Annotated in this window: 9 protein-coding genes; all 9 read right to left on the bottom strand. The window is 73.0% G+C overall.

Features of this window, described 5'->3' with window-relative positions:
* Positions 1–62: 62 nt before the first annotated feature.
* Positions 63–842, bottom strand: a complete 780-nt coding sequence (locus ACSNN9_RS25005; RefSeq protein WP_357879695.1) for an ABC transporter ATP-binding protein — start codon at positions 840–842, stop codon at positions 63–65.
* Entirely contained in the window at positions 839–1,939 is a 1,101-nt protein-coding gene (locus tag ACSNN9_RS25000; RefSeq protein WP_436675666.1) for a FecCD family ABC transporter permease, read from the bottom strand. Before ACSNN9_RS25000 ends, ACSNN9_RS25005 begins: the two co-directional genes overlap by 4 nt.
* A 5-nt stretch (positions 1,940–1,944) precedes the next feature.
* Positions 1,945–2,973 (bottom strand): ABC transporter substrate-binding protein, encoded by a 1,029-nt coding sequence (locus ACSNN9_RS24995; protein ID WP_436675665.1) that lies wholly within the window; start codon positions 2,971–2,973, stop codon positions 1,945–1,947.
* A complete protein-coding gene (locus ACSNN9_RS24990) occupies positions 2,970–4,451 on the bottom strand; it encodes an MFS transporter (RefSeq protein WP_436675664.1) in 1,482 nt (493 codons plus the stop codon). Before ACSNN9_RS24990 ends, ACSNN9_RS24995 begins: the two co-directional genes overlap by 4 nt.
* Complete coding sequence (locus ACSNN9_RS24985; protein WP_436675663.1) at positions 4,448–8,278, bottom strand: amino acid adenylation domain-containing protein; 3,831 nt, start codon at positions 8,276–8,278, stop codon at positions 4,448–4,450. Before ACSNN9_RS24985 ends, ACSNN9_RS24990 begins: the two co-directional genes overlap by 4 nt.
* Positions 8,271–8,507 (bottom strand): phosphopantetheine-binding protein, encoded by a 237-nt coding sequence (locus ACSNN9_RS24980; protein ID WP_436675662.1) that lies wholly within the window; start codon positions 8,505–8,507, stop codon positions 8,271–8,273. The genes ACSNN9_RS24985 and ACSNN9_RS24980 overlap by 8 nt, the downstream gene beginning before the upstream one ends.
* 93 nt (positions 8,508–8,600) lie before the next feature.
* Complete coding sequence (gene scoE, locus ACSNN9_RS24975) at positions 8,601–9,473, bottom strand: (3R)-3-[(carboxymethyl)amino]fatty acid oxygenase/decarboxylase (RefSeq protein WP_436675661.1); 873 nt, start codon at positions 9,471–9,473, stop codon at positions 8,601–8,603.
* Between the two features lie 105 nt (positions 9,474–9,578).
* The gene (locus ACSNN9_RS24970; protein WP_436675660.1) at positions 9,579–10,424 is read right to left on the bottom strand and encodes an alpha/beta fold hydrolase; all 846 of its coding nucleotides are present in this window, start codon (positions 10,422–10,424) and stop codon (positions 9,579–9,581) included.
* Positions 10,425–10,475: 51 nt separating this feature from the next.
* A complete protein-coding gene (locus ACSNN9_RS24965) occupies positions 10,476–12,809 on the bottom strand; it encodes a heavy metal translocating P-type ATPase (RefSeq protein ID WP_436675667.1) in 2,334 nt (777 codons plus the stop codon).
* Positions 12,810–12,883: the final 74 nt, after the last annotated feature.

The raw sequence follows: 12,883 nt of genomic DNA, 5'->3' as shown, positions 1-12,883 counted from the left end.
GGGAACCAGAATTCGTGGGAACCGCCCGGCCGGGCGGCACGCACGTCCGCCTCATCCCCGGCTCAACTTGTCGTGGCCAGCGGCCGGGCGCCGTACGTGACGCGGACGACCCCGTCGTCGTGCCGTTCCGTCTCGGCGGTGACCCCGAAGACCCCGGAGAGCACCTGGGGCGTGAGCGCCTCCAGCACCGGCCCCACCGCGACCACCTCCCCGCGGTCCAGCACGACGAGGCGGTGGCAGCTGCGCACCGCGAGGTCCAGGTCGTGCAGCACCGCCAGCGTGGTGACGCCCAGCGTGTGCACCAGTTCCAACAGCTCGAACCGGGCCCGGATGTCGAGGTGGTTGGTCGGCTCGTCGAGCACCAGGAGCTGCGGCTGCTGGGCGAGCGCCCTGGCGAGCAGCACCCGCTGCTTCTCGCCGCCGGAGAGCGAGCCGTAGATCCGGTCCGCGTGCTCCAGCATCCCGGTGCGCGTCAGCGCGTCGACGACGATGTCGTGGTCCTCGGGGGTCTCGCGGTCGAACACCCCCTTGTGCGGCGTCCGCCCCAGCGCGGCGACCTCCTGCACGGTCAGCCCCGGCGGCGTGGGGCTGTTCTGCAGCACGGCGGCGGTCCGCCGCGCGGCTGCCCGGGCCGACAGCGACCAGACGTCCTCGTCGCCGAGGAGCACCCGGCCGCCGGTCGGGCGGACCGACCGGTAGATCGTCCGCAGGAGCGTGGACTTGCCGCTGCCGTTGGGGCCGATCAGGCCGACGACCTCGCCGGGCGCGACGTCCAGGTTGACGTCGCGGAGGATCGGCTTACTGCCGATGGAGACGCACACCTGCTGCACCTGAAGCTTCATGAGTGGGACAGGCTCCTATCCCGGCGCATCAGCCAGATGAAGAACGGTGCGCCGAAGAGGGCGGTCAGGATGTTGAGGGGCAGTTCGTTCGGCGGGTCGACCGTCCGGCACAGCAGGTCGACGATCACGAGGTAGACCGCGCCGACGAGCGCCGCGAGGGGCAGGACCCGCCGGTGGTCCACGCCGAACGCGAGGCGCACCAGGTGCGGCACCATCAACCCGACGAAGCCGATGCCGCCGGCCACGGCGATGAGCACGCCCGCGAGCAGCGACGTCAGGACGATCGACACGATCCGCAGTCGCTTGACGTCGATCCCGAGGGCGGTCGCCGACTCGTCGCCGGTGACCAGCGCGTTGAACTGCCGGGCGTACAGGGTCAGCAGCACGGTGACGGCGAGGACGACCACGCCCGCGACCTGGAGCTGCTCCCAGCGGGCGCCCGCGACGCTGCCGAGCAGCCAGAACATGATCTGTCGCATGTTGTTGGGCGTCGTCTGCAACTGCAGCAGGCTCGTGATCGACGTGAAGACGTAGCTGATCGCGACCCCCGCGAGCACGAGCCGGACCGGGTTGAGCCGCCCGCTCTGCTGGCCGAGGGTGAACACCAGCGCCACCGCCAGCATCGCGCCGACGAACGCCGCGCCCGAAACGCCGAGTCCACCGAGCGTCCCCGCGCCCAGTGCCATCACGGTGACGGCGCCGACCGAGCCGCCCGCCGACACCCCGAGGATGAAGGGGTCGGCGAGCGGGTTGGCCACGAGGGCCTGCAGGACGACGCCCGCGACCGCGAGCCCGGCGCCGCAGAGCGCCGCCAGCAGCACCCGGGGGATCCGGAAGGTCCAGACGATCTGGTCGTGCGCCGGGTCCACCGCGGGGGTGGCCCCGGTCAGGTGCGCCCAGACGATCCGGCCGGTGTCGCCGACGGAGACGTGCACCGAGCCGACGGCCGCCGCGACGAGGATCAGGACGACCAGCAGCACGCCGAGCACGAGCAGGCACAGCGGGAGCGGCGCGCCGTGCAGGGGGGCCGGCCGGGTGACGGTGCCCTTCGGCGCGGCCGACACCCGACCGTTGGTGGAACGCGACAAGGTGGTCATGGCGCTCAGAACGCCTCGGGGTGCGCGGCCTGCGCGATCTTGGAAACCGCGAGGTGGTTGCTGGGGCCGAGGTAGATTGAGTCGGACAGCACGACGTAGCGGTTGTTCTTCGCCGCGTCCCACTGCGGGAACTGGGCGAGCAGCTTCTTCGCGTCCGCGTCCGGATCCTTCGACATGTAGTTCACGACGAGCAGGACGTCCACGTCGGCCTTGGCGACCTGCTCGCGGGAGAGGTTGGCGAACATCTGGTCGGTGGCACCCTCGAAGGCGTTCACCGCGCCCGCCTTGGCCATGATGTCGTTCCAGATCCCGTTGCCGCCGACCGAGCTGAACTCGCCGCCCATCGCCATGCCGGGGATGATCAGCATGACCTTCTGCTTCGGCAGGTTCGCGGTCTTCGCCCCGACGGCGGCGATCTGCGCCTTCGAGTCGGCGATGATCTTCTCGGCGCGCTCGGACACCCCGAAGATGGCGCCGAGGTCGCGCAGCAGCGCGTAGCTGTCCTCGACGGTCGGCGTGCCCGAGACCGTGCCGACCTCGCCGCACGAGCTCTTCGGGGCGTACGTGTTGGCCCCGACGGCGGCGAGGTCGTCGCGGGTGGCGAAGCCGGCCTCGGCGCGGAAGCCCCCGTCGTAGGTGGAGATCACGAAGTCGGGGGTCAGCCCGATCATGGCCTCGCGCGGGATGTCCGACATGTCGTTGAGCTTGATGTTCCCCGTCGGCAGCTTCTTGATCGCGTCGACCCGACCGTCGACCTCGGAGGCGCCGTAGGACTGCGCGTTGGCGACGATCCGGTCGGCGACGCCGAGTTCCAGCAGCGCGGAGACCTCCGCGACCGACCCGCCGTTCATCACGACCACGCGGCTCGGCGCCTGCTTGTAGGTGTACTCCTTGCCGCAGTTAATGATCGTCACCGGGTAGCCCGCCTTCGGCGGGTCGTTCGACTGGTCGGCCTCGCTCCTGTCCGCCGTGCAGGCCGTCGTGAGCAACAGGGCGGCGACGGCCGCCGCGAGGGGGAAACGCTTGAGATTCATCCGGTCCTCCGAATGGTTGACGTGGCGACGGGCGTCGGCGCCGCCGCCGGATCCGGTTCCGCTGCCGCGGCCGTGGGCCCGGGCAGGTGGTGCAGACGGACACTGACCAGGCCGGCACAGGTCGCGGAGGCCGCGAGCAGGAGCGCGGTGGCCGCGAAGGCCGTCGCGTGGTCGGCGAAGGGCACGCCGGGGTCGCCGGGCGTCGCGCCGAGCACGGTGCGGTACCAGACCCCGGCGACCGCGACCCCGAGCGCGAGACCGAACTGCGTGACGGTGGTCGCCATGCCGGACGCCGCGCCCGCCTCGGCGGGTTTGACCCGGCCGAGGATCCCGGCCACCAGGGGCGAGACGACCAGGCCCTGCCCGAAGCCGGCCAGCGTGACCACCGCGACGAGCATGGGCGCCTGCGCGGACTCGGGCGCCTGGACGACCCCCGCGCTCGCCAGCAGGACGGCGGCCAGCAGGCCGCAGCCCCAGACCGGGGTCGGCGTCGTCACGAGGCGCCCCACCCGCCGGTTCGCCGCCGAGCCCAGCGAGAAGCCGATCCCGAGCGGCACGAACATCAGCGCCGCGGTGAGCGGCGTGAAACGCAGCCCGGTCTGCAGGTAGTAGGTGAACACGAGGAAGAGCCCCGAGTTCGTGGCGAACAGCGCCAGCACGGTCAGCAGGGACAGTCGCATCCCGGGGGCGGTGACGACCCGCGGCGGGAACAGCGGGTCGCCGCCCTCGCGGTGCAGGCGCCGCTGCTGGTTGACGAGCACGACGGAGACGGCGAGCGCGACCGGCACCCCGAGCCACAGCCACGCCGGGCCGCCCGGCCCGAAGACCAGGGGCACGAGCAGGGCGGGCGCCGCCACGATGGTGAGCGCCGCGCCCGCGAGGTCGAGCCGGTGGGGCGCCTTCGGCACGGTACGCGGCAGGGTCCCGCCCAACGCCAGGATCGCGATCCCGACGGGCACGTTGACGAGCAGCGCCGGCCGCCAGCCGAGGCCCGCGATGTCCGCCTCGACGATGAGACCGCCGCCCGCGATGCCGCTGATCACGCCCAGGCCGATCACGACGCCGTAGACGCTGATGGCCCGCGCGAGCCGGTCCGGGTCCTGCACGGTGGCCCGGATGATCGCGAGCACCTGGGGGGCCATGAACGCCGCCGTGGCACCCTGCAGGAACCGGGCCACGATGAGCAGGTCGGCGTCCGGTGCGATGCCGCACAGCAGCGAGGTGAGCGTGAAGCCGGCGACACCCCACAGGAACACGGTGCGGTGCCCCATCCGGTCGCCGAGCCGCGCGCCGGTGACCATGAGGGCCCCGAACGCGATCACGTACGCCGCGCCGACGAACTGGATCTGGTCGAAGCCCGCGCCGAGGTCGCGCTGGATGGACGGGCTGGCCACGTTGACCACGAACCCGTCCACCTGGGTCATGAACGTCGCGGCGAGGACCGCGGCGAGTCCTAGCCACTCGCGCCGTTCGCTCATGCTGCCCTCCGAAGGTCGCCGACAGGTGGGAGTACGGCGCCGACCCGCGCCAGGGGACCGGCGGCGAGCATGCCGTCGTGGGTGCAGTCCAGCCGGTGCACGTCGATGCGTCCGTCGACGTGCGGCTCCCAGCTCCGCGGGCCGGGCCAGTCCGGTGTCTTGCCCTCGGTCGCCTCGACCACCAGCACGTCGCCGGTGAGGCGCCGGGGCGTCCAGTCGGCGGCGAGCCGGGAGTTGCGCGCGAAGGCGTCGTACGCGAGGCGACGCTGCGCCTCGTCGAGGCCGCCCAGCGCGGCCTGGCCGAGCACGGCGGCGGCGGCGTCGTGCTCGTCGGGCGGCGGCAGTTCCCGCCAGGCGGCCGGGACCGGGTACGAGTCGAGCAGCACGAGCGGGGCCACCGACTCGCCGGACTCCGCGAGCTGCGTGGCCATCTCGTGGGCCACCAGGCCGCCGAACGAGGCGCCGAGCAGGTGGTAGGGCCCGGCGGGCTGGATCTCCCGGATGCGGCGGACGTGGTCGGCGGCCAGCTCGGCGACGCTCGCGCACCGCTCGGCGGTGACCGACTGGAGCCCGTACACCGGGCGGTCGGGCAGGCTCGCCAGCAGCGCGGCGTACGCCCACGCCAGCCCGGTGGCCGGCGCGACGCAGAACAGCGGCGGCCCGCTCCCCCGCGTCCGCAACGGGAGCAGCACCTCCGTCGAGCCACCGCCGGTGTCCGTGGCGAGCGCCGGCGCGAGCTTCGCGACGGTCGGCGCCTCGAACACCGTCCGGATGCTGATCTCCACGCCGAACTCCGCGCGTACCCGGCCCATCAGCCGGGCGACGAGCAGGGAGTGCCCGCCGAGCGAGAAGAAGTCGTCGTCGATGCCGACCTCCGGCAGCCCGAGCAGGTCGGCGAAGAGACCACACAGGACGGCCTCTCGGTGGTCGCGCGGCGCGCGGCCGCCGACCGTCGCGGTCAGGTCCGGCGCGGGCAGCGCCGCGCGGTCGAGCTTGCCGTTCGTGGTACGCGGGATCGCCGCCAGCGCGACGAACGCGGGCGGCACCATGTAGTCGGGCAGCCGCTCCGCCACGAACTGCCGCAGCGCGGCGGGCTCCGGCGCGCTGTCGCCGGCCGGCACGACGTAGCCGACGAGCCGCACCTGACCGGGCGCGTCCTCGCGCGGCACCACCGCCGCCTGGGCGACCGCGGGGTGGGCGAGGAGGACCGCCTCGATCTCCCCGGGCTCGATGCGGAAGCCGCGGATCTTGACCTGGTCGTCCGCGCGGCCGAGGAACTCCAGCGTGCCGTCGCGCCGCCAGCGGGCGAGGTCGCCGGTGCGGTACATCCGGCTGCCCGGGGGCCCGAACGGGTCCGCCACGAACCGCTCGGCGGTCTGCTCCGGCCGGTCGTGGTAGCCGCGCGCCACCGGCGCCCCGGCGAAGTACAGCTCCCCCACAGTGCCGGGCGGCACGAGCCTGCGCGCCGGGTCCAGCACGTACGCCCTGGTGTTGGTGAGCGGCCGACCCACGATCGGCTCGGCGCTCTCCGCGAGCCGGCACCAGAGGGTGTCGACCGTGCACTCGGTGGGGCCGTACAGGTTGTAGACGGTCATGCCGGCGTCGCGCAGCGCCGTCCAGAGCGCGGGGCCGGTGGCCTCGCCGCCCAGGGCGAGCACGGCGGGCCGGTGCCGGCCGGGGTCGAGGAACCCGTTCGCCACCAGTTCCTCGGCGTACGTGGGGGTGATGTCCATGAAGTCGATCTGGTGCCGGTCGACGTAGTCGAGCATCGCGGCGGGGTCGCGGCGCCGGTCGTCGTCGACGAAGTGCAGTTCGTGGCCGTCGAGCAGCCACAGCAGTCCCTCCCACGACGTGTCGAACGACAGCGACGCCGACAGCGCGGCCCGGCACACCCTGCCGCCGGCCGCCGGCCGAATCATGGTGTCGCGGTGGTGGTGGAAGAGGTTGACCAGGCCGCGGTGCTCGACCACGACGCCCTTCGGGACGCCGGTGGAGCCGGACGTGTAGATGAGGCACGCCGCGTGCTCGGGCGCGAGGCCGGTGTCCGGCACGGGCGGGTCGGGCACCGCGGCCAGCTCCGCGACGGTGGCGGGGGCGTCCACGAGCAGGACCGGTACGTCCGCCTGCCGGTGGCCGGCCCAGAGCGCCTCGGTGGCGAGCAGTACGACGGGCGCGCTGTCGGCGAGCATCGCCGCGACCCGCCGGGCGGGCAGGTCCGGGTCGACGGGCACGTACGCGGCGCCGGCCTTGAGCACGGCGAGCAGCCCCACGACCGCCTCCGAGGTGCGGGGCAGCAGGAGCCCCACGTGCCGGTCGGGGCCCGCCCCCCGGGCGACGAGCAGGCTGGCGAGGCGGTCGGCGCGGCGGTCGAGCTCGGCGAAGGTCAGCGTGGCGTCGCCGGCCACCAGCGCCGTACGGTCCGGGGTCGCGGCGGCCTGTGCCGCGAACAGCGCGGGCACGGTCACCGCCGGCAGGGGTCGGGCCGTGTCGTTCCACTCCTCCAGCAGCAGCCTGCGCTCGCCGTCCAGGAGCAGGTCGACGTCGGCGACCGGCGTGTCGGCGGCGTCGGTCACGCGGCGGAGGAAGGTCAGGAACCGGGTCAGGTGACCGGTGAGCTCCGCGTCGTCGTAGCAGTTGGGGTTGGCGTCCAGGACGATCCGCAGGCCGCTGCCGTCCCCCCGGTCGTACACGTGGACGACCAGGTCCTCGACGAGCCCGGCACTGACGTTGTGCACGACGCCCCGGTGCCCGGCGAAGCGCAGGCCGTAGTCGAACGGCATGATGTTGACCGACGGCCCGAAGAGCTTGCGCTCGCTGGCGACCATCCTGAGGTCGCGGCGCAGCTGCTCGTAGCGGTAGCGCAGGTGCGGACGCCCGGCCCGCAGCTCCGCCGCGACCTGCGCGGCGAGGCCCGCCAGCGTGGCGGTGGGCTCGACGCGGACCCACAGCGGCACGACGTTGGTCACCATGCACGGCACCCGCAGCGACACCGAGCCGAGCCGCGACATGACCGGCAGCGCGAGCGTGAGCTCGTCCGCGCCGGTCATCCGGTGCAGGTACGCGGCGAAGGCCGCGACGACCGTCTCGCTCCACGTGGTTCCGCTGGCCTTGGCGACCGCCTTCAGCGCGTCGATGCCGGCGCTGTCGAGGTCCGCGGTGGCGCGGAGCACCCTGCGCGCCAGCTTTCCGCTGCGGCGGGCCAGCACCACCGGCGCCGGCCTGCCCGCCGCCCGGGACGTCCAGTGCTCGCGCGCGGCGGCGTACCTGTCCGAGTCGGCCCAGGCCCGGTCCTCGTCGACGACGGCGGCGAGCGACCCGAACGTCCGGGGCGGCGCCTCCCGCCCCTCGACGGACGCGGTGTAGAGCTCGGCCACCCGGCGGGCGACGAGGGACAGCCCGTACCCGTCCAGGGCGATGTGGTGCACGCGCTGGTACCAGAGGAGGTGGTCCGGGCCGAGCCGGAGGAACGCCTGCCCGAACAGCAGGTCCTTGCGCAGGTCGACGGGTTTGTCGAGGTCCGCGCGCATCCAGGCCAGGGCGGCGGCGAGCGGGTCCGCCTCGGCGCTGGTGTCGACCAGGTGCACCGGCCACGACCTGTCGTCGCGGAGGCGTTGCCACGCGCGCCCCTCGGTGTCCTCCTCGAACACGACGTTCAGCGCCTCGGCCTCGCCCACGGCGGTGCGCACCGCCGCCTCCAGCAGCCCCAGGTCGACCGGACCGCGGATCTCCACGTACTCGGCGGTGTTGAAGGCGGGGCTGTCCGGGTCGAACTGCTGACCGGTCCAGATCCCCTCCTGGGCGGCGCCCAACGGCAACGGCTCAGTCATCCCGGCCCACCAGCAGCTTCACCCAGTGCTCCACGGTCGGCCGCTCGGCCAGGTCGACGAAGCTGACCTCGGCGCCGGCCTCGCGCCACCGTTCGATGAGCGTCATCAACCGCACCGAGTCCAGGCCGCAGTCGAACAGGTCCTCCGTGTCGAAGCTCTCGTCCGGGCGACGGTGGAGCATCTCGGCGACGTCCGCCCGGATCGTCGCCGCCGTCAACTGGTCTGCCACGTCATGCCTCTCGACCTCGTGCGATGTGGACACCGGTGGGATCCGACGGTCGACACCGCCGGATCCCACCGCGGATCGAACGTCCGTGCGGGACTAGGCGGCGTCCACGTCGTCGTAGACGGTGACGCGGTAGGACACGGCCGGCTCCGGCGTCGCGGTGTGCAGCGCCCGGTGGACCAGGCTCTGGTTGTCCCAGAGGAGCATGTCGCCCTTCTCGAACGTCTGGAGGTGGATGTTCTCGTGCTGGTAGGTGCGGTCGAGCTGGCCGGTGGCCGTGAGCAGCTCGGCCAGCAGTTCCGGCCGGTCGTTGCCCTCCGCGTCCTGCAGCGACAGCGTGAAGCCCTCGCTGAGGTACAGCAGGGTCTCGTCCGTGTGCGGGTGCGGGAACGCGAGCGGGCTCGTCACCGGCGGGGTCTTCGCGTTGACCTCGTCGATGATCTCCGAGATCGGCCGGTAGACGTCGGTCGGCCGGATCTTGAAGTACCGCAGCACGCTGTGCGTCGCCGTGGTGTCCTTGACGGCCAGCTTCAGCTCCTCGGAGAGCTGCTCGTAGGCCGTCGCCAGGTTGATGAAGTAGGTGCCGCGGTTCTTCGACGGCACGACCTGCGGGTAGATCATGGTGATGTCGAACGGGCGCGGCATGAACTGGTAGTCCGAGTGCCAGAACTTGCCGGTCTTCGGCACCCCGATCTGGCGGCCGTCCTCCTCCTTGACGTTGGAGGAGACGAACACCTCCTTCACCTCGGGGTGGTGGTAGACCGGCTCGTAGTACTCCGCGACCCGGCCCAGCCGCTGGCCGAGCGCCAGGAACTGCCGCGGCGACAGGTCCTGGTTCTTCAGTACGACGATCTTGTTCGAGTAGATGGCCTTCTTCAGCTCGACGATGTCCTGCGCCGAGGCGGTTTCCGCGTCGAAACCCTCCACGATCACGCCGAACTTCTTTCCAGCCTGCGGGGTGATTTTCATTCGCACTCCTCTGAGCGGTGGTCCCGGGATCCGAGTACCTCAGTAGTCGCGTCCGGTCGGTCAAGAGTTCCCGCCCCGACAGATGTGCGGGGCCGAATTGCCAGCTCAATTACCGCGCTGTGGGTTCACATTTCCGAGGGCTCCTCTGCGATTCTCGGCCTGCCGGTCCCGCAGCACCTGGGCGTGACAGGCGTGGATGACGGCGGCGGTGCCGTGCGGGTCGTCGCGTACGACGAAGTGACCGCTGCCGGGGATGACGAAGTGCTGCGCCCTCGGGAGCACCCGCCGGGCCCGCAGCGCGTCGCGCAGCGGGACCACGCGGTCCTGGTCGGCCCACACGAGGTTCACCGGCGTCGTGTCGGTGGCGTCGGCTCGGAACGAGTAGAGCCCCGCGTACCGGCTGAGGGCGGACAGGTCACTGGTGATCATGGACGTCACGTCGGCGGCGGCCACGTCCGCCCGGAGGTCGGCGGGCCGGGCCGACACGCTGCCCATGACGATCTTGCGGACCACTCCCCTGCTGAGCAGCCGCCCCCGTGTCCTCGGCCCCACCGCGGCGGTCATCCGCAGCATCGCGTGGGTCCGCACCACGCACATCGAGGCGTGGCTCACTGCCCGGAACCCGATGCTGCACAGGGCGGTCACCGCCGCGACGGGCACCCGACGCGCCAGTTCGAGCGCGATCACCCCGCCGAGCGAGTGCCCGACCACGTGCGGCCTGCGCAGTCCCAGCGCGGCGATCCGCTCCGCGACGTACTCGGCGAGCCGCGGCACGACGTCACGGTCGTACGCGAGCCCCGGCACGCCGCCATGACCGGGCAGGTCGATCGCGAGGGTCCGGGCGAACCCCGGGATGCGTTCGACGACGGCGTCCCAGCTCGTCCGGCCCAGGCCGGCCGCGTGCAGCAGCAGGAGCTGGGGATCCTCCGCGAGCCGGCTCGGCTCGGCCATGGTGCGGCTCCGTTTCTTTCGTACGACGTGCCCGCCCGACGCGTGGGCGCGTCAGGAGGCGGTGACCATCGGGCGCGACGCCCCGGCCGTGTCGGCCCGGTCCGGGAGTTCGTTGCCCGCGAGCGCCTTGAACCGCCGTAGCCGCAGGCTGTTCGACACCACGAACACCGAGCTGCCGGCCATGATCAGGCCCGCCAGCATCGGATTGAGCAGGCCGCTCGCCGCGAGCGGGATGGCCGCGACGTTGTACGCGAAGGCCCAGAACAGGTTGCCCTTGATCGTGCCGAGGGTGCGGCGCGACAGCCGGATGGCGTCCGCGACGACCCGCAGGTCACCGCGTACCACCGTCAGGTCGCCCGACTCGATCGCCACGTCGCTGCCGGTGCCCATCGCGATGCCCAGGTCGGCCTGCGCGAGCGCGGCGGCGTCGTTGACGCCGTCACCGACCATGGCGACGACCTTGCCGTCGGCCTGGAGCCGCTTGACCAGCTCGACCTTGCCGGCGGGGAGCACCTCGGCGACCACGTCGTCGATGCCCACCTCGGCCGCGATCGCCGCCGCCACCGCGGCGTTGTCGCCGGTCAGCAGGATCGGGTGCAGCCCCAGCCGCTTGAACTGCGCGACCGCCGCCCGGCTGGTGGGCTTGACCCGGTCGGACACGACGAGCATCCCGCGCAGGGCGCCGTCCCACCCGACCATGACCGACGTACGGCCCGCCGCGTCGGCGGTCGCCTTGGCGGCGGTCAGCTCCGGAGGCAACGCGGTCGCCCACGAGCCGAGCAGCGACGCCCGGCCGACCATGACCTCGTGCCCGTCGACCGTGCCGCGCACGCCGACGCCGGTCTCGCTGGCGAAGTCCGCGACCGCGGGCAGTTCGCCGCACCGTTCCCGCGCGCCCGCGACGACGGCCCGGGCGATGGGGTGCTCCGAAGCGCTCTCCAGGGCGCCCGCGAGCCGCAGCAACTGCTCGTCGGTCTCCCCGTCGACGGGCACGACCTCCACGACGGACATCTCGCCGGTGGTCACCGTGCCGGTCTTGTCGAGCACGACGGTGTCGACGGCCCGCGTGGACTCCAACACCTGCGGTCCCTTGATGAGGATGCCGAGCTGCGCGCCCCGGCCGGTGCCGACCAGCAGCGCGGTCGGCGTCGCCAGTCCCAGCGCGCACGGGCAGGCGATGATCAGCACGGCCACGGCCGCGGTGAACGCCGCCGCCGCCGGCTGGCCGGAGCCGAGCCAGTAGCCCAGCGTGGCGAGCGACAGCGCGATCACCCCGGGCACGAACACCGCCGAGACCTGGTCCGCGAGCCGCTGGACGTCGGCCTTGCCGGTCTGCGCCTCCTCGACGAGCTTGGCCATCTGCGCGAGCTGCGTCTCGCCGCCCACCCGCGTGGCGCGTACGACGAGCCGCCCGCCGGCGTTCACCGTGGCGCCGACGACCTCGTCGCCGGGCCCCACCTCGACGGGCACGGACTCGCCGGTCAGCATGCTCGCGTCGACCGCGGAGGAGCCCTCCTCCACGACGCCGTCGGTCGCCACCTTCTCGCCCGGGCGCACCAGGAACCGGTCGCCGACCGCGAGCGCCGAGATCGGCACGATCGCCTCGGCGCCGTCGCGCAGCACCGTCACGTCCTTGGCGCCCAGCGACAGCAGCGCGCGCAGCGCGGCGCCGGAGCGGCGCTTCGCGCGGGCCTCGAAGTACCGGCCGCAGAGGATGAAGAGGGTCACGCCCGCGGCGACCTCGAGGTACATGTTGCCCTCGCCGGGCATCCGCTCCAGGGTGATCCGGAACGGGTGCCGCATGCCGGGCACGCCGGCCGTGCCGAGGAACAGCGTGTACAGCGACCAGACGAACGCGGCGAGCGTGCCCACCGAGACCAACGTGTCCATCGAGGCGGCGGCGTGCCGGAGGTTGGCGAAGGCGGCCCGGTGGAACGGCCACGCCCCCCACACCACGACCGGCGCGCTCAGCGTCAGGCAGGCCCACTGCCAGTACTCGAACTGGAGCTGCGAGAACATCGACAGCGCGATGACCGGCACCGCCAGCACGGCGACGACCCAGAGGCGGTGGCGGGCCGCCCGCAGCTCACGGTCGTGTTCGGCCTCCTCCTCCGCCGCCGGATCCGGAGCGTCCGCCGTCGGCGCGGCGGGCGGTCGCACCGGCCGCGCCGTGAAGCCGATCTCCTCGACGGCGGCGATCACCCGCGCCTCGGCGACCCCGGGCGGGACCAGCACCTTCGCCTTCTCGGTGGCGTAGTTGACGGTCGCCTCCACCCCGTCGATCGCGTTGAGCTGCTTCTCGATGCGCGCCGCACAGGCCGCGCACGTCATGCCGCCGATCAGCAGTTCCAGGTGGTTCTCGGCCCTGGCCGTGCGCGGCTTCACCGGCCGCGCCGTGAAGCCGATCTCCTCGACGGCGGCGATCACCCGCGCCTCGGCGACCCCGGGCGGGACCAGCA

Source organism: Micromonospora sp. URMC 107 (assembly GCF_051386315.1).
GTDB lineage: Bacteria > Actinomycetota > Actinomycetes > Mycobacteriales > Micromonosporaceae > Micromonospora.
This window is presented reverse-complemented; position numbering and strand designations above follow the sequence as displayed.

Bases quoted from the DNA above. Each gene is read 5' to 3' on its own strand.
- ACSNN9_RS25005 (WP_357879695.1), bottom strand. From the start codon at position 842: ATGAAGCTTCAGGTGCAGCAGGTGTGCGTCTCCATCGGCAGTAAGCCG.
- ACSNN9_RS25000 (WP_436675666.1), bottom strand. From the start codon at position 1,939: ATGACCACCTTGTCGCGTTCCACCAACGGTCGGGTGTCGGCCGCGCCG.
- ACSNN9_RS24995 (WP_436675665.1), bottom strand. From the start codon at position 2,973: ATGAATCTCAAGCGTTTCCCCCTCGCGGCGGCCGTCGCCGCCCTGTTG.
- ACSNN9_RS24990 (WP_436675664.1), bottom strand. From the start codon at position 4,451: ATGAGCGAACGGCGCGAGTGGCTAGGACTCGCCGCGGTCCTCGCCGCG.
- ACSNN9_RS24985 (WP_436675663.1), bottom strand. From the start codon at position 8,278: ATGACTGAGCCGTTGCCGTTGGGCGCCGCCCAGGAGGGGATCTGGACC.
- scoE (WP_436675661.1), bottom strand. From the start codon at position 9,473: ATGAAAATCACCCCGCAGGCTGGAAAGAAGTTCGGCGTGATCGTGGAG.
- ACSNN9_RS24970 (WP_436675660.1), bottom strand. From the start codon at position 10,424: ATGGCCGAGCCGAGCCGGCTCGCGGAGGATCCCCAGCTCCTGCTGCTG.